Source organism: Streptomyces sp. R-74717 (genome assembly GCF_047305335.1).
Taxonomy (GTDB): Bacteria; Actinomycetota; Actinomycetes; order Streptomycetales; family Streptomycetaceae; genus Streptomyces; species Streptomyces atratus.
The window spans coordinates 4,345,253-4,363,919 of the sequence record NZ_CP102361.1; the positions used below are offsets into that span (position 1 = coordinate 4,345,253).

The 18,667-nt window shown below is 70.4% G+C and carries 21 protein-coding genes; 10 read left to right on the forward strand and 11 right to left on the reverse strand.

What is annotated here, in order from left to right; all coding sequences use genetic code 11:
- Positions 1-346: 346 nt before the first annotated feature.
- Positions 347-1,483 carry an FAD-dependent oxidoreductase gene (locus tag NRF20_RS19650; protein WP_413752980.1) on the forward strand — a complete coding sequence of 379 codons (1,137 nt, stop codon included), beginning with the start codon at positions 347-349 and terminating at the stop codon, positions 1,481-1,483.
- A gap of 283 nt (positions 1,484-1,766) precedes the next feature.
- Here NRF20_RS19650 and NRF20_RS19655 read toward each other — a convergent pair whose 3' ends face one another.
- From NRF20_RS19655 to NRF20_RS19670, 4 genes are all read right to left on the reverse strand, one after another.
- Positions 1,767-2,006 carry a hypothetical protein gene (locus NRF20_RS19655; RefSeq protein WP_413752981.1) on the reverse strand — a complete coding sequence of 80 codons (240 nt, stop codon included), beginning with the start codon at positions 2,004-2,006 and terminating at the stop codon, positions 1,767-1,769.
- A gap of 68 nt (positions 2,007-2,074) precedes the next feature.
- Positions 2,075-2,971 (reverse strand): hypothetical protein, encoded by an 897-nt coding sequence (locus tag NRF20_RS19660; protein ID WP_413752982.1) that lies wholly within the window; start codon positions 2,969-2,971, stop codon positions 2,075-2,077.
- A 9-nt stretch (positions 2,972-2,980) separates the two neighbouring features.
- Positions 2,981-3,898, reverse strand: a complete 918-nt coding sequence (locus NRF20_RS19665; RefSeq protein WP_413754582.1) for a helix-turn-helix domain-containing protein — start codon at positions 3,896-3,898, stop codon at positions 2,981-2,983.
- 277 nt (positions 3,899-4,175) lie between these two features.
- A complete protein-coding gene (locus tag NRF20_RS19670; RefSeq protein ID WP_413752983.1) occupies positions 4,176-4,616 on the reverse strand; it encodes an ATP-binding protein in 441 nt (146 codons plus the stop codon).
- 155 nt (positions 4,617-4,771) lie between these two features.
- On the opposite strand from NRF20_RS19670, the gene NRF20_RS19675 reads away from it, so the two are divergent.
- The 3 genes from NRF20_RS19675 to NRF20_RS19685 all read left to right on the forward strand — a co-directional run bounded on the left by NRF20_RS19675 (position 4,772) and on the right by NRF20_RS19685 (position 6,756).
- Complete coding sequence (locus NRF20_RS19675; RefSeq protein ID WP_398633349.1) at positions 4,772-5,650, forward strand: helix-turn-helix domain-containing protein; 879 nt, start codon at positions 4,772-4,774, stop codon at positions 5,648-5,650.
- Complete coding sequence (locus tag NRF20_RS19680; protein ID WP_398633348.1) at positions 5,647-5,856, forward strand: DUF397 domain-containing protein; 210 nt, start codon at positions 5,647-5,649, stop codon at positions 5,854-5,856. The genes NRF20_RS19675 and NRF20_RS19680 overlap by 4 nt, the downstream gene beginning before the upstream one ends.
- Before the next feature lie 285 nt (positions 5,857-6,141).
- Positions 6,142-6,756 (forward strand): flavin reductase family protein, encoded by a 615-nt coding sequence (locus tag NRF20_RS19685; RefSeq protein WP_398633388.1) that lies wholly within the window; start codon positions 6,142-6,144, stop codon positions 6,754-6,756.
- 76 nt (positions 6,757-6,832) lie between these two features.
- Here NRF20_RS19685 and NRF20_RS19690 read toward each other — a convergent pair whose 3' ends face one another.
- Positions 6,833-7,732, reverse strand: a complete 900-nt coding sequence (locus tag NRF20_RS19690; RefSeq protein ID WP_398633347.1) for a LysR family transcriptional regulator — start codon at positions 7,730-7,732, stop codon at positions 6,833-6,835.
- A gap of 206 nt (positions 7,733-7,938) precedes the next feature.
- Here NRF20_RS19690 and NRF20_RS19695 point away from each other — a divergent pair, with 206 nt between their 5' ends.
- Together NRF20_RS19695 and NRF20_RS19700 are read left to right on the forward strand one after the other, a co-directional pair.
- Positions 7,939-9,033 (forward strand): M20 family metallopeptidase, encoded by a 1,095-nt coding sequence (locus NRF20_RS19695; protein WP_398633387.1) that lies wholly within the window; start codon positions 7,939-7,941, stop codon positions 9,031-9,033.
- Between the two features lie 44 nt (positions 9,034-9,077).
- Positions 9,078-9,806: a DUF6585 family protein gene (locus NRF20_RS19700; protein WP_413752984.1), complete on the forward strand. Its 729-nt coding sequence runs from the start codon at positions 9,078-9,080 to the stop codon at positions 9,804-9,806.
- A gap of 57 nt (positions 9,807-9,863) precedes the next feature.
- Here NRF20_RS19700 and NRF20_RS19705 read toward each other — a convergent pair whose 3' ends face one another.
- Positions 9,864-11,207: an MFS transporter gene (locus NRF20_RS19705; protein ID WP_398633345.1), complete on the reverse strand. Its 1,344-nt coding sequence runs from the start codon at positions 11,205-11,207 to the stop codon at positions 9,864-9,866.
- A 172-nt stretch (positions 11,208-11,379) separates the two neighbouring features.
- Here NRF20_RS19705 and NRF20_RS19710 point away from each other — a divergent pair, with 172 nt between their 5' ends.
- On the forward strand, positions 11,380-11,718 hold the full coding sequence (locus tag NRF20_RS19710) for a hypothetical protein (RefSeq protein ID WP_398633344.1): 339 nt from the start codon (positions 11,380-11,382) through the stop codon (positions 11,716-11,718).
- On the opposite strand, the gene NRF20_RS19715 is transcribed toward NRF20_RS19710, so the two are convergent.
- Positions 11,666-12,076, reverse strand: coding sequence for a DUF2809 domain-containing protein (locus NRF20_RS19715; RefSeq protein WP_398633343.1), 411 nt, complete (start codon positions 12,074-12,076; stop codon positions 11,666-11,668). The genes NRF20_RS19710 and NRF20_RS19715 overlap by 53 nt on opposite strands.
- A gap of 94 nt (positions 12,077-12,170) precedes the next feature.
- Positions 12,171-13,412 carry an MFS transporter gene (locus tag NRF20_RS19720; protein WP_413754583.1) on the reverse strand — a complete coding sequence of 414 codons (1,242 nt, stop codon included), beginning with the start codon at positions 13,410-13,412 and terminating at the stop codon, positions 12,171-12,173.
- A gap of 142 nt (positions 13,413-13,554) precedes the next feature.
- Here NRF20_RS19720 and NRF20_RS19725 point away from each other — a divergent pair, with 142 nt between their 5' ends.
- From NRF20_RS19725 to NRF20_RS19735, 3 genes are all read left to right on the forward strand, one after another.
- Entirely contained in the window at positions 13,555-14,538 is a 984-nt protein-coding gene (locus NRF20_RS19725) for a GlxA family transcriptional regulator (RefSeq protein ID WP_413752985.1), read from the forward strand.
- Positions 14,539-14,813: 275 nt separating this feature from the next.
- Positions 14,814-15,065: a DUF6400 family protein gene (locus NRF20_RS19730; protein WP_398633340.1), complete on the forward strand. Its 252-nt coding sequence runs from the start codon at positions 14,814-14,816 to the stop codon at positions 15,063-15,065.
- On the forward strand, positions 15,049-15,294 hold the full coding sequence (locus NRF20_RS19735; protein WP_266358935.1) for a hypothetical protein: 246 nt from the start codon (positions 15,049-15,051) through the stop codon (positions 15,292-15,294). Before NRF20_RS19730 ends, NRF20_RS19735 begins: the two co-directional genes overlap by 17 nt.
- Positions 15,295-15,408: 114 nt before the next feature.
- Here NRF20_RS19735 and NRF20_RS19740 read toward each other — a convergent pair whose 3' ends face one another.
- The 3 genes from NRF20_RS19740 to NRF20_RS19750 form a co-directional block, all read right to left on the reverse strand.
- A complete protein-coding gene (locus NRF20_RS19740) occupies positions 15,409-16,458 on the reverse strand; it encodes a Zn-dependent alcohol dehydrogenase (protein WP_266358937.1) in 1,050 nt (349 codons plus the stop codon).
- Positions 16,455-17,609, reverse strand: a complete 1,155-nt coding sequence (locus NRF20_RS19745; protein WP_398633339.1) for an acyl-CoA dehydrogenase family protein — start codon at positions 17,607-17,609, stop codon at positions 16,455-16,457. Before NRF20_RS19745 ends, NRF20_RS19740 begins: the two co-directional genes overlap by 4 nt.
- A gap of 81 nt (positions 17,610-17,690) precedes the next feature.
- Positions 17,691-18,605 carry an SDR family oxidoreductase gene (locus NRF20_RS19750; RefSeq protein ID WP_398633338.1) on the reverse strand — a complete coding sequence of 305 codons (915 nt, stop codon included), beginning with the start codon at positions 18,603-18,605 and terminating at the stop codon, positions 17,691-17,693.
- Positions 18,606-18,667 lie beyond the last annotated feature (62 nt).

The window sequence follows — 18,667 nt, forward strand, 5'->3', positions numbered from 1 at the left end:
CGGGGCCCAGTTGTTGCCGGCCACCGCCGACAGGGCCACGGCATCGCCGAGGACCCCGGCTGTAGCGCCGGCCACAGGGACAGCCGGCTCAGCGACCACGATCGATCTCAGCGCTACTTCCTGTACCTCACCAGTAAACCGGGATCGGGGCCGGTGTCGGCTGGTTGTCGGCGGTGGACGGTGACCTGTCGGCGACCTGTCGGCGACCTGTCGGCGACCTGTCGATGGCTGCGGGGACATTGGAGCTGGTTGGTGCCGGCCATCAACGGCACAGGCCACCAGCATCGCATCGTCCCGACTTAGCCGGGTGTCCGCCCAGCGGTCCACAATCAGGAAGGAAGCCCCCATGACCACTGACGTCACGATCATCGGCGCCGGGATCGGCGGCCTCACGCTCGCCCGCGTCCTGCACGTCCACGGAATACCGGCCACGGTCTACGAGGCGGAGCCCACCCCGGCTGCGCGTTCGCAGGGCGGGATGCTCGACATCCACGACTACAACGGGCAACTCGCCCTCAAGGCGGCCGGCCTGATGGACGAGTTCCACGCCATCGTCCTGGAGGGCCGCCAGGCGATGCGGGTCCTCGACCGGGACGGGACCGTCCTGTTCGAGGAAGCTGACGACGGCACGGGTGGACGCCCCGAGGTGCAGCGTGGCGAGCTGCGACAGATCCTGCTCGACTCGCTTCCGGCCGGCACCGTCCGGTGGGGGCACAAGGTCAGCAGCACGCGTGCCCTCGGCGAGGGTCGCTACGAGGTGACGCTCGTCGACGGCGGCACCATCGTCACCAGCCTGCTGGTCGGCGCGGACGGCGCGTGGTCACGGGTCCGGCCACTGCTCTCCACCGCTACACCCGAGTACGCCGGCACGTCGTTTGTCGAGACCTACCTGTTCGACGCCGACACCCGGCACCCAGCCGCCGCGAAAGCGGTCGGCGGCGGGATGCTGATGGCGCCCGCGCCGGGCAGGGAGATCTTCGCTCACCGGGAAAGCGGTGACACCCTGCACACCTACGTGGCACTGTCCAAGCCGCAGGACTGGTTCGCCGCCATCGATTTCACCGATGCCGCTGCGGCCACCGCGCGGATCGCGCAGGAGTTCGACGGCTGGGCACCGGAACTCACCGCGCTGATCACCGACGGCGACAGCGCGCCGGTCCTGCGCCCCCACTACGCTCTGCCGACCGGGCACCGGTGGGATCGGGTGCCGGGGGTGACCCTGCTCGGCGACGCCGCCCACCTCGCGGCCCCGAACGGCGAAGGCGCCAACCTGGCCATGCTCGACGGCGCCGAACTCGGCAACGCCCTCGCCGCGCACCCCGACGACATCGAGGCCGCGCTCACCGAGTACGAGCAGGCCATGTTCCCCCGCAGCACCGAGGTCGCCACTTTTGAAGGTGCCGAGCTCCACGGGATCGACTCCGACGACAACACAGCCCACAACCTGATCGCCGCGTTCACCCGACACGAGCAGACCCAGTAGGGCATTCGCCCAGGGCGTTCGCCGTCGTGCGGGCCTCGGGGCATCGATGAACCGGCCAAGACGAGGCGCGGTCTCGGTTCGCCTCTGCGTCCGAGGCCGGGGGAGCCTGGATCCGATACGCCGCCGTCGACCACACACGGTCACCAGCAGGTTGTACTCCACGAGAACTGGCGACAGTTGAATAGGAGAGTCCGCCAGGATCGCGCCCGAAGCCCTCTGGCGTCCCTCCCGCTACGCCCTACCGCCGGAGAGGTTCCGGTGCGTTCCTCCTCGTCGGCTGCGGCTACCCCACTGCGAAGACGTCCTCGACGGTTGCGGCAGTGGGGGCGCGCAGGAGCCGGCGGTTCAGGGTGTCAAGGTCCGTGCAGCCTGTGATGCGTTCGCGGGCCTCGTCGGGTACGTCGATACCGGCCTGGGCGAGAAGGAGCAGGATGCTCTTCGCGACGCCCTCTGCACGGCCTTCCGCACGGCCCTCGTCCCGGATTTCTTCCGAGAGCGGTGACTTGTAGAAAGAAAGGTCCACGGCCACCAGGTTCCCCCACTGTTGTGCGGCCGGGACTCACCGGTCGGCGGGCCCCGGCCGCAGTCCGCCTACTTCTCGGTGAAGACGTCCTCGACGGATGTCGCAGTAGGAACACGCAAGAGCCAGCGACTCAAGGTGTCGACGTCGGTGCAGCCCATGATGCGTTCGTGGGCCTCATCGGGTACCTCGATGCCGACCTGGGCGAGGAGGAGCAGAATGCTCTTCGCGACGCCCTCTGCACGGCCTTCCGCACGGCCTTCCGAACGGCCCTCGTCCCGGATTTCTTCCGAGAGGGGTGACTTGTAGAAAGAAAGGTCCACGGCCACCAGGTTCCTCCACTGTTGTGCGGCCGGGCGGTTGCCCAGGCCCTGTGCGGTGAGTTCGACGATGGGGTCGGCGATGGTTTCCGGTGCGTCGCGCAGAGCGGTCGACAGCGTTTTGAGTATGGCACCGATGTCCGGATCGCCTGCGTGTGTGATCGCGGCCAGCGTGGCTAATGCCAGGTCCTTGCGGGCCTCGGCCACATCCGTGATCACCGGCATGTTGTGCGGGCCCGCGACGAGGGCTTGCAGGGTGAGCACGGGCGATTGCGGGTGGCCGACGGGGAACGGGCGCGCGGCCCATTCGGCGGTGGCTCGGTCCTGGCAGACGACCAGCAGCATGGGCGGCAACTTGTACTTCGCCTGGAGGTACGACAGGTAGTACATCCAGCTCACCGGCTTGTCCGGGTCCTTCTTGCTCTGGGCCTCGACCGCCAGGAGGTAGGACCGGTCGTCCTCCATGTCGATGCGCAGCAGGGTGTCGACACGGCGTTCGAGAGGCCGGTTCTCGGTGAGATCGGTGGGCATGACGGTGGCTGAGGCGGGTGGGCCGATCGCCACCCCCAGCACCTCGGAGACACGGGAGAACAGGCCCGGGTACTCCTGGAAGATGCGGTGCATCGCCTCGTGGGACGAGCTGACCATGTGGTTTTCCTAGAGCTCTTGAACGGTCGGATGGGAGTTGGTCCGGCAGTCGGGGCACTCTCCTGGCTCCGCCGCGCGGAATGCCCGGTCGCAGCCCTCGCAGTTCTGCAGCGGGACCGGCCTGGCCGGGAGCGTGGCCGGGGGCAGGAACGGGGGCGGTGGCGGAAGCCGGGCTGTGAGCCGGTGAGCGAGGAGACCGGCGGGGCGGCGCAGCCCTTCGGGTGGAAGGTCGCTGGACAGTGCGTGCTGTACGGCGGCGGGGCCGACCTCGCGCTCCAGCCACGCGGCGACCCCCGGGGCCAGGACATCCACGTCCTGCGCGGAGAGCAGCAGGCGCGGGTCCTGGTGGTGCAGCCCGGCGAGCAGGTCGGTGGCAGTCCGGAGAAGGGACTCGGCAGGGAAGGTCGGCTTCGGTACGAGCAGGGGCGCGGGCTCACTGCGGGGCGTGGGCTTGGCATGGGTCCGGGGCCTGGACCTGGCCGGATGCGCGTCGTTGGCCTCGGGCTCGCTGCAGGGCCGGACGGGCGCGGGCGGACGGACCGTACGCTGCGGGCAGCCGCGGCCCGGCAGAGCGTCCGTGCGCCGCTGGTCCGAAGGCTGGTTGCAGGAGACCGTACGGGTGACGATCCGGCCGTTGGACAGGCGCGTCCGGGTGCGTCGCAGATAGCCGTGGGCTTCGAGTTCGCGTAACGCTGCGGCGATCCGGGCCTCGCTCTCCGGGAAGCGGCCGGCAAGGTCCTTGATGCCGATCCCTGCCCCGGCGGGCATGGACTGGATGTGCGCGGCGAGTCCGATCGCGGTGAGGGAGAGCTCGCGGTGCTGGGTGAGGTGGTTGCCCACGACCGTGAAACGGCTGGTGTGCCGGGAGTTGTCGTGCACAACACCGGACGAGGCGCGCGAGGGCGCGCTAATCTGCTGGGTATCCATCGGGAAGGTCTTCTCTTCCTCGTTGGTCAGGCCCTCGATCGGGATGCCAGTCCCGGCCGGGGGCCGTCGCATGTCTGGGGGTTGTTTGTCGCGGCGAGCATATGCCAGCCAACCTGCCTGAAATCCAGCCCAGTTGGACGATCTCACCCGTGTGGGTGACGGCAGGTGGGGTGGGTTCGGGAAGGTTCATTGCCCAAGGTATTCAAGGCTTTTGATGTCCCACGGCGCCGCGTCGCGGACCACCGGATCGTGGATATCCGCGACCCGGTGGCGGCGGTCACGGTACGAGGTCGAGCTCGGCCCAGACGGTCTTGCGGGGGACGGGACCGGGGCTGACGCCCCAACGGTCGGCGAACGCCTCGACAATCAGCAGGCCGCGCCCGGACTCGCAGTCGTCATCCGGGACGGCCGTGCCGCCCGGACCGGGCGGAAGGCGCTCGCCACGGGCGTCGCTCACCTCGATCCGCAGGAGCGCACCGCCGTCGTGGATCGTGAGGTCGAGCCGGAAGTCCCTGCCCGGTACGCGGCCGTGCACCATGGCATTGGCGGCCAGTTCGGCGACGATCTGCACGGCCGACTCCGAAGGGATCCCCCACTCGCCCAGATACGCGGCGGTGAGCAGCCGGGCCAGCCTGGCCCCCCGGCGGGTGGGCGAGAGCAACACGGTGAACGTGCAGCTGGGGGCGGGGGGTTGAGGGAGGGTGATTTCTTGTTTCACGTCACTCAGCGTGGCCGGGCACGCATACGCTGACCAGTGATCGACCGGATGCGTACGGTGACTGTCCGGCGGTTGTCCGGAGCTGTCCGCGCTGTCCGGAGGGGGCGTGCGGGTAGAGGGCGTCGAGGTGTGACGGCACGTCGGAGGTAGCGCGGATGCGGGTGGATGCGAACGGTACGGAGCGGCCCGGGGGCGAGGCGGACGAGCCCGGTTGGGACGTCGACCCCGACGACGAGTCGGGGGCGGCGGTCGTCGCCACGGTGGGGCGGCAGCTGAGGCTGCGACGTGAGGCGGTCGGCATGCGGGCGGCCGATTTCGGTGTGGCGATCGGGTACGGGGAGGACCAGGTCTACAAGGTCGAGGCCGGGAAACGGATTCCGCGCCAGGAGTATCTGGACAGAGCGGACGAGGTGCTGGGGGCGGGTGGGCTGATCGCCGCGATGAAGAAGGACGTGGCGGAGGTCCGGTACCCGAAGAAGATTCGGGATCTGGCGCGGATGGAGGCGAAGGCGGTCGAGCTGCTGTCGTACGGGAGCCATGCCACGCACGGTCTTCTGCAAACAGAGGCACACGCCCGGGCGTTGCTGCGCACACGACGTCCTGCCTACTCGGTTGACGAGTTGGAACGGATGCTTGCCGCGCGCATGGCTCGACGGTCCATCTTCGACCGGTCACCTGCACCGGACCTCAGCTTTGTCCTGGAGGAGGTGACACTGCGCCGCCCCTTCGGGGGGACAATGGTCCAGCGCCAGCAGCTCGAACACCTGTTGGAGGTTGGGCAGATGCGGAATGTTGAGATCCAGGTGATGCCAACCAACAGCTGGGACCACCCCGGAACGGGCGGGAGGATCCAGGTGCTCAAGTTCGGCGACGGCACCGCCGTCGGCCGCACCGACGACGAGTACGGGGGTCGTCCTGTCTCCGATCCGAAGCAACTCCGGGTACTTGAGCTGCGCTATGGCATCATCCGGGCTCAGGCTCTCACTCCAGGGGAGTCGCTGGCCCTCATCGAGCGAGTACTGGGAGAGACATGATTCGCAAGACCTCTGCCGGGGAATCGGACCAGCTCAGCTGGTTCAAGAGCAGCTACAGCGATACCAGCAACGGCAACGACTGCGTCGAGGTCGCCACCACCCCCAGCACGGTCCACGTCCGCGACTCGAAGAACGCGCAGGGCCCTCGATTCGCCGTAACCCCCGACGCATGGGCGCACTTCGTGACGTACGCCGCCGGAAGCTGACCGCCGACGCTCGCCCCGATCCCGGCACCGGTTCGGGCGGGCTCGGGGGCCGGTCACCGGCTGAGCATGCACCAGTCCGGCGAGTCGAGATCGCCGTACTCCCGGTTGAGTTCGGGCCGGTCCGACGTACCGCCGATCCGCCGGCCGTCGGCGTCGCAGGGTTGACCTGGACCAGCACCGGTTCCACGGCGTGGCAGCGGCTCGGTGCACGAACCGCCTTCGCCCCAACCCTTCCGATCTGACGCTACGTCAGTTTCAATGGAAGACGTGATGGGACACGCAGGCATGGCCGCCACCGCCGTCCGGTACCTCAGGTCCGTCGGCGCCGCCACCACCGCAGGGCCGGCGCCGGTCGATCCGCTGCCGCGCCCGGATCTGCGGGCCGTCGCCGACGACGAGCGACTGCCGGTCGACCCGGCCGAATTCCGCCACGTACTGGGGCACTTCGCGAGCGGGGTCACCATCGTCACCGCACACGACCCGGACGACGCACAGGGACCGGCGGGCTTCGCCTGCCAGTCGTTCGCGTCGCTCTCGCTCGACCCGCCGCTGGTCACCTTCATGGTCGCCCGTAGGTCGACGACCTGGCCGCGCATCGCCCGCGCCGGGGCCTTCTGCGTCAACATCCTGGGCGCGGACCAGGGCGCACTGTGCCGGGGCTTCGCGGTGAGCGGGGCCGACAAGTTCGCGGGGGTGCCATACGAGGCGGCTCCCGCGACCGGGTCGCCGCTGCTGGACTCCGTACCGGCCTGGATCGACTGCCGCATCCAGGCCGTCCACACGGGGGGCGACCATCTGATCGTGGTGGGCAGGGTGGAGGCGCTGGGGGCGGCGGACGGGGACGGTCCGCTGCTCTTCCACCGGGGGGTGTTCGGGCGGTTCGGGCCGCTCGGCGGGTGAGCGTGCACCGCGACCCCGGCCCGGACCGGCGGGTGAAGACGCACCACGGCCCCGATCGTGCCCGGCGGACGGCGGTTCAGCCGACGGCGTCGCGCAGCAGATCCCGCAGTTTCAGTGCCGCCGGAAGCGGGGCTGCGGGCAACGCGACATGTACGGTCCGGCGCGGGGCGAGGTCGCCGAGCCGGCAGAGGGAGAGTTCGGCCGGGACCGCCCAGGAGGCCAGCGAGGGGACCAGCGCGACCCCCAGCCCGGCGGCCACATAGCCGAACTTCCCGGTCCACTCCGCGATCCGGATGGTCTTTCTCGGTCTGAAGCCGGCCCGTGCGCAGATCTCGGCGAGCATCATGGGCCGGTCCGCTGGCGCGTCCTGGAGCCAGGCCTCGTCGCGGAGTTCACGTAGATCGATCGTCCCGGATCCGGCCAGGCGATGACTGCGGGGGAGAACGACGAGCAGCTCGTCCTCCAGCAGAACCTCCGTGGTGACACCGTCGGCCGAGGGCAGGCCGGACGGGTAGTCGCTGACCACGGCGAGGTCGAGCGCTCCCTCCGCGAGACGCTGCATCGACGTACCGCTCCGGCCCTCGGCCGCGATGACCTCGACATCTGGCCTGGACCGCACAAACGCCCGCAGAGCGGCGGGCACCAACGAGATGTTGGCGGTGGCGAACGCCCCCACGCGCAGCGTCCCGCCGTGCCCCGCATGGATTACGGTCAGCTCGTGCTCCGCCCTCGACAGACGGTCGAGCACCTCCACGGCGTGACGGTGCAGCGCATGCCCGGCAGGGTTCAGCCGTACGCCCCGGGCGAGCCGTTCGAACAGCGGCCCGCCCGCCTGCTTCTCCAACGAGGCGATGCGCCGGGACACCGCGGACTGCGTGTAGTCGAGCCGGGCCGCGGCCTGCGTGAACGATCCGGTCTCGGCCACCGTCACCAGCAGACGCAGTGCGTCGATCTCGAACACATTCCCCCCAAGCATGGCTCGCATGCAATCTAGTCGCTGGTGGAATGCCTTGTCCCGCCCTAGCGTCAATCGCGTGGTCGCGCTTGCGGGACGGGGCCGGACAGCACCGCCGCCCCGCGGCTTCTGCGGCATCAACTCCGAGGAGGAAACGTGTCATTACCGATAAAGGCCTGTGCGGGGCGGGGCCGATGACCGCGCGAGCCGCGCTCGCGTTGCCGGCGATGCTGGCCGATCTGGAGGAGCTCGTGGTCTGCGAGTCCTTCTCGGCCGACCACGCGGCGCTGGCCCGTAGCGCTGAGGCCGTCGGCACCCTGGGCGAGAGGCTGTTGGGCCCGGCACCGGAGACGATCGTGATCGACGGGGTGCCCCATCTGCGGTGGACCTTCGGAACACCGCGTGTGCTGCTGGTGGGACACCACGACACGGTGTGGCCCATGGGTTCGCTGGAAACGCATCCCTGGTCGGTGTCCGACGGGATCGCCCGGGGCCCCGGTGTCCTGGACATGAAGGCCGGGCTGGTGCAGATGTTCCACGCGCTGGCCTCCCTGCCGTCCCCCGACGGCGTGTGCGTGCTGGTCAACGGGGACGAGGAAATCGGCTCCCCGACCTCCCGGGCACTGATCGAGGAATCCGCGCGCGGTTGCGCGGCCGCCTTCGTGCTGGAGGCGTCCGCCAATGCGGAGGGCGCCCTCAAGACCGCCCGCAAGGGCACCTCGCGCTATGAGGTCGTGGTGCAGGGCAGGGCCGCCCATGCCGGTCTGGAACCGGAGAAGGGGGTCAACGCCACGATCGAGGCCGCCCACCAGGTCCTGGCCGTCGCCGGCCTCGCGGCCTCGATGGGCGCCACCGGTTCCGAACTGGGAGCCCCGACCGTCACGCCCACCCTGTTGTCGGCCGGCAGCACTCTCAACACGGTGCCCGCGCTGGCGAAGGTGTCGGTGGACGTGCGCGTGCCGACCCTGGCGGCGCAGGACCGGATCGACGCCCTCATGCACGGGCTGACCGCCCGGACGCCCGGAGCGCGGCTGAGGGTACTGGGCGGCAGAAGACGGCCGCCGATGGAACCGGAGTCCTCCGCCGAGCTGTTCGCCCTCGCCTCCGAAATCGCCGCGGAGCTGGGGCAGGAGCCGCTGCGGGGAGTCGCCGTGGGCGGCGCCTCCGACGGCAACTACATCGCGGGCACGGGCTGCCCGACGCTGGACGGCCTGGGCGCGGTCGGCAGCGGAGCCCACGCGGACACCGAGCACGTCGCGGTCGGGCGGATGATCCCCCGCACCCGCCTCCTTGCCCAGCTGATCGCGCGGACCCGGCGATGACCCGACACCCCAGTCGTTCCGACGCGAACGCGAAGGAGAGATTCATGGCAGCAGCACCGACCGCCCTGTCGCCCGAGGCCGCCGAACTGGCTGCTCGTCACCAACTCGGCGAGCTGGAAGGAACGTTCACCCCCAAGCATCTGAGCAAACCGCTCTTCGCCCTCTACATCTTCACGATCGTCCACCTCTTGGCGATCTTCGTGATCCCCGGCCTTGTGTTCTTCTGGTGGCTGCGCCAGTATCCGAACTTCAGCAGGAAACAGGCCGCCAAGCGCCTCCACCTGTTCGAGCACGGAATGATCGCGCACCCGCAGTCCGGCGAAGGCATGGTCGCCATCCGCTGGGACTCCGTGCGGCTCTACCAAGACATCACTCAGAAGATCATCAACGGTGTTCCCGGCCCCACCACCCACGTGTACTCCGCAGTCGGCCCGGGCCGCGTCCACGCGACGATCACGGAATTCTACGAAGGCCCCGGAACCTGGGGACCTCATATGCAGGAGGCCATCCTCCGCGCCCAGGGCCCGGCGGTCCTGGAATCGATCCTGGCAGGACAGAGGGTCAACTTCGGTGACTTCTCGCTCTCCCGCACCGGCATGGCCACCACCAGGAACGGTCACCTGCCCTGGTCCGACGTCCAGGAGATCCGGGTCGGGGCGGGCAGGGTGCACGTCATGAGGACCGGCGAATCCGGCCCCTGGTGCAGCGTCGCGGTCAGCGACATCGCGAACCTCCACGTCTTCCTGACGGTCGCCGAGAACCTCTCCACCTGACCAGTCGGCACCGTGCGCCCGTCGGCGCCCGTCGGCGCCCGTCCGCCTCCGGCACCGTCAGCCGAGTCCCGCGGCGGCGCCCGACGGCTCCCGGACCCGCCGGATCACCAGCGCCATCAGGGCCGCCATCGCGCACAGCGCCCCCGACGCGTACCAGACCATGTCGTACGAGCCGAACACATCGCGCGCCACACCGCCCAGGAACGCCACCAGCGCCGCACCCACCTGGTGGGAGGCGAGGACCCAGCCGAAGACGATGGCGCTGTCCTCGCCGTACTGCTCGCGGCAGAGGGCCAGCGTCGGCGGGACGGTGGCGACCCAGTCCAGACCGTAGAAGACGATGAAGAACACCATCGGCGGATGCACCGTCGGCGCCATCAGCATCGGCAGGAAGAGCAGCGAGATGCCGCGCAACGCGTAGTAGGCGGCGAGGAGCCGTCGGGCGTCGAAGCGGTCGGTGAGCCAGCCGGAGAAGACCGTGCCGATGATGTCGAAGACCCCGATGACGGCGAGCAGCGAGGCCGCGGCGGTGATGGGCATGCCGTGGTCGTGGGCCGACGGCACGAAGTGCGTACGGATCAGGCCGTTGGTCGAGGCCCCGCAGATCGCGAACGTACCGGCCAGCAGCCAGAACGGCCCGGTGCGGGCGGCGTCGAACAGGACGCGTACGGTGCGCCTCGCCGCCCCGCGTGCGGGTGCGGGCTTCTCCACGTAGGTGCCGCCGTAAGGGGCGAGGCCCACATCCGCCGGGTGGTCGCGCATCAGAAGCCAGACGAACGGAACGACGACCAGGGCGGCGAGGGCCACGGTCACCGAGGCCGGGCGCCAGCCGTGCTCCTCGACGATCCAGGCGCACAGCGGCAGGAAGACCAGCTGGCCGGAGGCGCCCGCCGCGGTGAGGATGCCGGTGACCAGGCCGCGCCGGGCGACGAACCAGCGGTTGGTGACCGTTGCCGAGAAGGCCAGCGCCATCGACCCGGTGCCGAGGCCGACGAGCAGCCCCCAATAGATCATCAGCTGCCAGGAGGCCGTCATCCAGACGCTGGCCAGCGCCCCGGCCGCCACCGTGGAAAGGGCCACGACGACGACCCGGCGGATGCCGAAGCGGTCCATCAGCGCGGCCGCGAACGGCGCGGTGAGCCCGTACAGCGCCATGTCGATGGAGACGGCGAGCCCGATCTCCCCGCGCGACCAGCCGAATTCCGTGTGGAGCGGGTCGATGAGGAGGCCGGGCAGGGAGTTGAAGGCGGCGCCGCCGATGATCGTCACGAAGGTGACGACGGCGACGATCCAGGCGCGGTGAACGCGCCGGCGGGAGCGCCCGTCGGGGGCTGCGGGGGTGGCCTGCCGGTCGTCGTCCCGGGCGGCGCTTTCGGTTGTCTGGGTCACGTCACTCAGCATCGGGTCATGGCGTGCGCCCCCACGAGTGGCCGGAGGGACACGCTTCGCAGGAATCAGGCCATGGCGACCTACGCCTTCCGGCCCGAACGGGCTCGTAGGCGCGTACGATCACCTGTCGGTCGGCGGGCGGTGCGTCCGCCCCTTCGACTGCGTACCGAACCGGGGGGATCTCATGCAGTGGGCAGCACGCCAGCAGTTCCACCACCGCTCCGCACTGATGCAGACCTGGGGCGCCGTGCTGCTGCTCGTCGCCTGCGCCCTGTGGATCTGGCTGGGCTTCCTGCTGGTGAACCAGCAGGACCTGTACTGCTACCGGATCTCCACGCAGTGCAAGGTGGTCACCGAGTTGCCGAAGCAGCTGGCCATTCTGGGGATCTCCGCCCCCTTGTCCGTCCTCGGTGCGGCACTGCTCGTCGGCGGCAGCGTGCGCAGGCAGACCAGCGCCCATGTCTTCCAGGTCATCGAGATGCAGAAGTCCGAGGATCGCGACCGGGCGAACCGGCCGAAGTAGCCGAGGCCGAAGCCAGGGCCGCCCAGGCGAACCCCGCCCCCACCACGTACCAGAACAGATCGAGCGCGTTGAAGGTCGAGCCGAGCACCAGCCGCGCCACCGCGCTGTGCCGGGAGAACTCCGCGGGCACCCCGGTCAGTTGCAGCAGCTCGACCGACCAGCTGAACGCGAGCGCCGCCCCGGCCTTGACGACCGGCCGGGCGCGGGGTGCGATCACGGCGACGAGGGCGCAGATCAGCACGGTGTAGAGCGCGTCCCCGGCGTACTTGGCGACGTCGCCGCCCATGAACGCCCTGACCCCGAGTCCGGCGGCAACGGTCAGCGCCACCGCCCCGGCCGCGACCGCACGTGCGCGCACCGCCGTCCGAACCGGCCCGGACCCGCCCACCACCGACGCGTCCCCACTTCCCCGATCCCCGCTCACCCGATCCCCTCCCATCCGTCGTGACCGGTCACCCGATCCGCTCCAACCGCCGGATCGGCCGGGCCGCCAGCAGTACCGCCACCACCATCAGGTTGATCACCGCTCCGGCCAGCAGCACCTCCGGTGCGCCCAGCCGGTCCGCGACCGGTCCCGCCAGCGCCCGGCCCGCCGCCAGCATCAGCAGGGAGCCTGCCACGTCGTACGCGTGCAGGCGGTTCAGCGCCTGAGGCGGGACATGGGTCTGCACCGTCGTCGACCACATCACCAGCCAGAACGCGAACGCCGCACCCGCCACGAACTGCCCCGCCCCCAGCGCGGCCACCGACAGCCCGAGGCCCAGCACCACCAGGTTCACGCAGACCGCGGTCAGCGCGACGGCCCCCGCCGCGAGCGGGCGGCGCGGCCTCAGGCGCAGGGCGAGCAGCCCGCCGACGACGCTGCCCGCGCCGTTCACCGCCATCATCACGCCGTACGCCCCCGAGCCGTGCGCCTCGGTCACCTCGACCGCGGTGAGCGGCAGCGTCGGGCCGAGCACCGTGAAGCCGTAGACCGTCCAGATCGCGATCACCCCCCACAGCCAGCTGCGCGCCCGGAACTCCCGCCATCCGTCGACCAGTTCGGCGACGAAGGTGCCACGCTGCGCGGCGTCCGACGGGGCCGGGGCGAGTCGCAGCAGGAACAGGCAGAGGCCGGAGACCAGGAATGTCGACGCGTTCGCCACGTAGACCGCCCCTGCGCTGGCCAGTCCGACGAGCATGCCCGCGAAGGCCGGGCCCGCCATGGTCATCAGCGCCTCGGAGACCCGGAGCACCGCATTGGCGCGCTGCACGTCCGAGGACACCCGGGGCACGGTCGATGCGACGCCCGGCTGGAAGAGCGCGGCGCCCACACCGGCCACCGCGCTGAGCGCGTACACCGCCCACAGCGGCGGGTTCCCCATGGCGAAGGAGACCGCCAGCACCGAGGCCCCGACCAGCCGCAACGCATCCGCGATGATCATCATCCGGCGCGGGGTGAACCGGTCCGCCAGTACACCGCCGAAGAGCACGAAGAGCGCCAGCGGGCCCATCCAGGCCGCCAGCGCGAACCCCACCGACGAGTGCGGCCGGCCCGCCCCCAGCAGGCCCGCGGTGAGCGCCACCGGGATCATTCCGTCGCCGAAGAGCGCGGCGGTACGGGCGACGAAGAAGAGCCGGAAGTTACGGTTCCAGAGCTCGGCCGACCGACCGACACCCAGGCTGTCACCGAGTCCGTCGCCCATCGGCCCCATGCTCGACGAACGAGGCAAAAGGGGCGGCGCGCCTTCGCGGTCCGCGGCGGGAATGCGCACGCGCTCTGCTGACTTTTCCTTCACAGCAGTGACATGTATCAGCTTAAGGTCTATACCAGCTAGGGGTGAAGGGAGTCCGCCAATGCCGCACCGAATCGCCGTCCTGGCCCTCGACGGGCTGCTCCCCTTCGAACTGGGCATCCCCCAAAGGATTTTCGGCCTTTCGCGCGGTTCCGAGCCGCGCGACAAGGGCCGCAGACTCTATGAAGTCGTGACCTGCTCCGTACGCCCGCCGGGCCCGGTCCGCACCGACGCGGACTTCACGATCAGCGTCGAACGCGGCCCCGAGACGCTGGCCACCGCCGACACGGTCGTGATCCCCTCCAGTTACGAACTCGGCCCTGTCTACACGGAGGGCAGGCTCACCGACGAGCTCGCCGCCGCGTTCGCGCACATCAGGCCCGGCACCCGGATGGTCTCCATCTGCACGGGCAGTTACGTGCTGGCCGCCGCCGGATATCTCGACGGGCGCCCCGCCACCACCCACTGGTCGTCCGCCGACCACTTCCAGCAGCTCTTCCCCGAGGTCCGGGTCGACCCGGACGTCCTGTTCATCGACGACGGGGACGTCCTGACCTCCGCCGGGGTCGCCGCCGGAATCGACCTCTGCCTGCACATCGTGCGCCGCGACCACGGCACCGCCGTCGCCAATGACGTCGCCCGCCGCGCGGTGGTGCCCCCGCACAGGGACGGCGGGCAGGCGCAGTACATCCAGCGCCCCGTGCCCGAGACGCAGTTCGCGACCACCACCTCCGCGCGCACCTGGGCGCTCGGCCGGCTGGAGCGCCCGATCCTGCTGCGCGACATGGCGCAGCAGGAGTCGATGAGCGTACGGACGTTCACCCGCCGGTTCCGGGAGGAGGTCGGGGTGAGCCCCGTCCAGTGGCTGACCCGGCAGCGGGTCGAACGGGCCCGGCAGTTGCTGGAGTCGACGGACCTGTCGATCGACCAGGTGGCGAGGGACGCGGGCTTCGGGACGCCCACATCGCTGCGGCAGCATCTGCAGGCGGCACTGGGCGTGTCCCCCACGGTGTACCGGCGCACGTTCCGGGCAGGGAGGGCCTGACCGGGCGCTCCAGCCGCCGCCCCTCCGCATCACTTGGATCGCCCCGCCCGACGCCCTGGACAACCCCATGAAGTACGTCACAGTGCAGCCCGTGGACCGCGTCCGCCGTCGGGGCCCCGATGCCGGTAACGACCCACTTCTGCCGACCGATCCGAGGGTTCCTCCCTCAGAGGCCGGGGGCCGCTTCACCTCGGAGCGACTTAGGTCACCCTTCCCTGTCGCCGCTTGCGCCTGATAGGCATATGGAGTTCCACCGGCACTTCGGAAGTTTCGCCATGAAAAAGGGAAATCCAGACAGCCTCATACCCTTCACGATCGATCTGACGTTCGAGGAAGCTCGGCGCCGGGCCGAGGTCGTGACCGCACTCGGGCCCGACTGGGACCCGGTCGCCGCCCTCCAGGGCGAGGACGAGGCGTACGCGCTCCTCTACTCGGGCCTGGACGCCGAACAGCAGCGCACCTACGACCTGCTGGTGGCGACCGGCGTCCTGCCGGGAAGGGGGCCGGGCCGTGCGACTGCCGATTGATCCGCAGGCGGACGTGGCCCGCCGCGCCTGGATGCCCTGCCCCGTCTGCGACGACGCCCGTCATTGCGAGAACTGCGCCGACCTCCGTACCTGCCGTGAGCACTGGCGCTATCTGATATCCAACAACGGACCGGTCGTTCACCTCCAGTGTCCGCAGTGCACCCACATGTGGTCCGTGAACACGCGGCCCGGCGTCACCCCGCGCGACAGCAGCGCCTTCGGCGACTGACCGACGGCAACACGGCCGGGCGCGGTGCCGGGGCACGCAGCCCCGGCACGACCCGGACAAGAGGGCCCGGCGGAGGGCCCGGGATGCGCCGGTCCGGGAAGACCTTCGCAGGGCCTAGAACACCAGCACCCCCCGTGCCACCCGGCCGTGGTGCGCGTCGTCCGCCGCCTTGGCGAAGTCCTCCACCGCATAGGTCTCGGTGACGAGTTCGTCCAGGAGCAGCCTGCCCTCCCGGTACAGGTCCGCGTAGAGCGCGATGTCCCGCTGTGGGCGCGAGGAGCCGTACCGGCAGCCCAGGATCGACTTGTCCAGGAACATCGACGAGACGAGGAATGAGGCCTCCGCCGTCGCCGCGGGGACGCCCAGCAGGACCGCCTGGCCGTGCCGGTCCAGCAGGTCGATCGCGGTACGGATCAGTTCCGTACGGCCCACGCACTCGAAGGCGTGGTCGGCGCCGCTCGGCAGGATCTCCCGTACGCCGTCGGCCGACGTCAGGAAGTGCGTCGCACCGAACTGTCGTGCCACCGCCTCCTTCGCCGGGTTGGCGTCGACGGCGACGATCGTCAGGGCGCCCGCGATCCGGGCCCCCTGGATGACGTTGAGCCCGATGCCGCCGGTGCCGATCACCACGACGGAGTCGCCCCGGTCGACCTTCGCCCGATTGAGTACGGCTCCGACTCCCGTCACCACCCCGCAGCCGATCAGGGCCGCCGAGGTGAGCGGCAGATCGGCGGGGATCTTCACCGCCTGCACGGCCTTGACCAGGGTCCGTTCGGCAAAGGCCGAGTTGGACGCGAACTGGTACAGCGGTTTCCCGCGCCGCGAGAACGGCTGTCCCGGCATCCCGATCGCCTTGCGGCACATCGTCGGCCGGCCCCGGTCGCACTGGGCGCACGCCCCGCAGTTGGCCAGCGTGGACAGCGACACATGGTCGCCGGGCGCCACATGGCCGACGCCCGCACCGACGGCCTCCACCACGCCCGCACCCTCGTGCCCGAGCACCACCGGCGCCGGGAACGGAATCGTCCCGTCGATCACCGACAGATCGCTGTGGCACAGCCCGGCCGCGGCCACCGCCACCAGCACCTCACCGGGGCCCGGGTCGCGTATCTCCAGATCGTCGACGACCTCGGTCCGCTTGCCGTCGAAGACAACGCCTCTCATCTCGGCTCCCTCGGTAGGCCGAGCACCCGCTCGGCGATGATGTTCCGCTGGATCTCGTCCGAGCCGCCGTAGATGGTGTCGGACCGGGTGAACAGGAACAGGCGCTGTGCCTCGTCGAGTTCGTACGGTGTCTGCGCCGACCAGTCGTCCGGGCCGACGGCACCGGCCGCGCCCCTGATCTCCACGGCCAGCTCGCCCAGGCGCTTGTGCCAGCCGCCCCAGAGCAGTTTCGCCACGCTGGGTGCGCCGGGGCCGCCTGTGGAGCCCAGGGTGCGCAGGGCGTTCCAGCGCATGGTCTGCAGCTCCGCCCACTGCCTCACGAGACGCTCGCGCAGTACCGGGTCGGTGACGGCGCCGCCGTCGACGGCGGCGCGGACCACCCGGTCGAGTTCGGCGGCGAACCCGATCTGCTGGACGAGTGTGGAGACGCCGCGCTCCAGGGCCAGCAGCCCCATGGCGACCGCCCAGCCGTTGCCCTCGCCACCGACACACTCCTTCGCGTGCGCCCCGTCGAAGAAGACCTCGTTGAACTCGCTGGCACCCGACATCTGACGGATCGGCCGCACCTCGATCCTGCCCGGCTGGTCCATCGGCACCAGCAGGAACGACAGGCCGTGGTGGCGGCTGGAGCCGGGCTCCGTACGGGCCAGGACGAAGCACCAGTCGGCGTCCCTCGCGAGCGACGTCCAGATCTTCTGCCCGGTGACGCGGTGGCCGCCGCGTCCCTTGTCGGGCACGGCGGCCGTCCGCACCCCGGCGAGGTCCGATCCGGCGCCCGGCTCGCTGTATCCCTGGCACCACAGCTCGTCGCCACGTGCCACGGCGGGCAGGAAGCGCTGTTTCTGCGCCTGTGTGCCGTAGGCGATCAGGGTCGGGGCGAGGAGGTTCTCGCCGATGTGGCCGACCCGGGCGGGGGCGCCGACGCGGGCGTACTCCTCGGCCCAGACGACCTGCTGGGTGAGGCTTGCGTGCCGGTTGCCGTGGCCGGCGCCGTGGTTGTCCCAGCCGAGGCCGATCCAGCCGGCCCGGCCCAGCTCCTGCTCCCAGGCGCGGCCGCCCTCGGTGGCACAGGGCTGCGTGAGGTGGGCCTCCAGCCAGGACCGGGCCTCCTGGCGGAAGGCGTCGTCCGCCGCGTCGAATGCGAAGTCCACGTCCACTCCTTGAGGTCGGGCGGAAGATCCAGCCCCTCCGGCGATCGAGGAGCGCGGGAGGGGCGGAGCCCCGGTCGGAGGTCACGCGTTCGGCCGCGCCCTCGCCGCCGCCGCGGCCGCCATCTCCTCCAGCTGCGCCAGCATCGGCATCGGGTCCGTGCCCACCGTCCCCGGCAGGAAGTCCGCGATCCGTTCCGGGGTCCAGGCCCCCTCCGCGTACCCCGCCCGCAGCTCCCTCGGCTGGGCCCAGACCGCGATCTTCGGTCCTGCGATCGTGTACACCTGGCCGGTGATCTTCTCCTTGCGGGCCCGTTCGCTGAGCAGGTAGACGACGAGCGCCGCCACATCCTCCGGCTCGCCGATCTCCTTGAGTTCCATGGGCACATTGGCGGACATCCGGGTGCGGGCGACCGGGGCGACGGCGTTCGCCGTGACGCCGTACTTGTGCAGCCCGAGCGCCGCGCTCCGTACCAGCGAGATGATCCCGCCCTTGGCGGCGCTGTAGTTGGCCTGGGCGACGCTGCCCTGATGGTTGCCGCTGGTGAAGCCGATCAGCGTGCCGCCGTCCTCCTGCTTCCGCATCACCGCCGACGCGGCCCGGAAGACGGTGAAGGTGCCCTTGAGGTGGGTGGCGACCACCGGGTCCCACTCCTCCTCGGACATGTTGAACAGCATCCGTTCCCGCAGGATCCCGGCCACGCACACGACCCCGTCGATCCGCCCGTACCGCGCGAGCGCCGTGTCCACGATCCGCTGCCCGCCCGCCATCGTGGAGATGTCGTCGGCGACGGCCACCGCCTCGCCGCCCGCCGCCTCGATCTCCTTGACGACGGACTCCGCTATCTCGCTGCTCGGCTCGCCGCCCTCGATGGAGACGCCGTAGTCGTTGACGACGACTCTCGCCCCCTCGGCCGCCGCCGCGAGTGCGACCGCCCTCCCGATGCCGCGCCCGGCACCCGTCACGGCGACCACTTTGCCTGCCAAGAAGTTCCCCATGCCCGGACCCTTCCCACGGTTTCTGACGGACCGTTAGATTTTATGGGTCATCAGGTCCACGA

Excerpts from the sequence above, each read along its gene's own strand:
- NRF20_RS19725 (WP_413752985.1), top strand. The coding sequence starts at position 13,555 with ATGCCGCACCGAATCGCCGTCCTGGCCCTCGACGGGCTGCTCCCCTTC.
- NRF20_RS19685 (WP_398633388.1), top strand. The coding sequence starts at position 6,142 with ATGGCCGCCACCGCCGTCCGGTACCTCAGGTCCGTCGGCGCCGCCACC.
- NRF20_RS19690 (WP_398633347.1), bottom strand. The coding sequence starts at position 7,732 with ATGCTTGGGGGGAATGTGTTCGAGATCGACGCACTGCGTCTGCTGGTG.
- NRF20_RS19705 (WP_398633345.1), bottom strand. The coding sequence starts at position 11,207 with ATGCTGAGTGACGTGACCCAGACAACCGAAAGCGCCGCCCGGGACGAC.
- NRF20_RS19695 (WP_398633387.1), top strand. The coding sequence starts at position 7,939 with ATGCTGGCCGATCTGGAGGAGCTCGTGGTCTGCGAGTCCTTCTCGGCC.
- NRF20_RS19750 (WP_398633338.1), bottom strand. The coding sequence starts at position 18,605 with ATGGGGAACTTCTTGGCAGGCAAAGTGGTCGCCGTGACGGGTGCCGGG.
- NRF20_RS19660 (WP_413752982.1), bottom strand. The coding sequence starts at position 2,971 with ATGGTCAGCTCGTCCCACGAGGCGATGCACCGCATCTTCCAGGAGTAC.
- NRF20_RS19675 (WP_398633349.1), top strand. The coding sequence starts at position 4,772 with ATGCGGGTGGATGCGAACGGTACGGAGCGGCCCGGGGGCGAGGCGGAC.
- NRF20_RS19650 (WP_413752980.1), top strand. The coding sequence starts at position 347 with ATGACCACTGACGTCACGATCATCGGCGCCGGGATCGGCGGCCTCACG.
- NRF20_RS19740 (WP_266358937.1), bottom strand. The coding sequence starts at position 16,458 with ATGAGAGGCGTTGTCTTCGACGGCAAGCGGACCGAGGTCGTCGACGAT.
- NRF20_RS19680 (WP_398633348.1), top strand. The coding sequence starts at position 5,647 with ATGATTCGCAAGACCTCTGCCGGGGAATCGGACCAGCTCAGCTGGTTC.
- NRF20_RS19700 (WP_413752984.1), top strand. The coding sequence starts at position 9,078 with ATGGCAGCAGCACCGACCGCCCTGTCGCCCGAGGCCGCCGAACTGGCT.
- NRF20_RS19710 (WP_398633344.1), top strand. The coding sequence starts at position 11,380 with ATGCAGTGGGCAGCACGCCAGCAGTTCCACCACCGCTCCGCACTGATG.
- NRF20_RS19730 (WP_398633340.1), top strand. The coding sequence starts at position 14,814 with ATGAAAAAGGGAAATCCAGACAGCCTCATACCCTTCACGATCGATCTG.
- NRF20_RS19720 (WP_413754583.1), bottom strand. The coding sequence starts at position 13,412 with ATGGGGCCGATGGGCGACGGACTCGGTGACAGCCTGGGTGTCGGTCGG.
- NRF20_RS19665 (WP_413754582.1), bottom strand. The coding sequence starts at position 3,898 with ATGGATACCCAGCAGATTAGCGCGCCCTCGCGCGCCTCGTCCGGTGTT.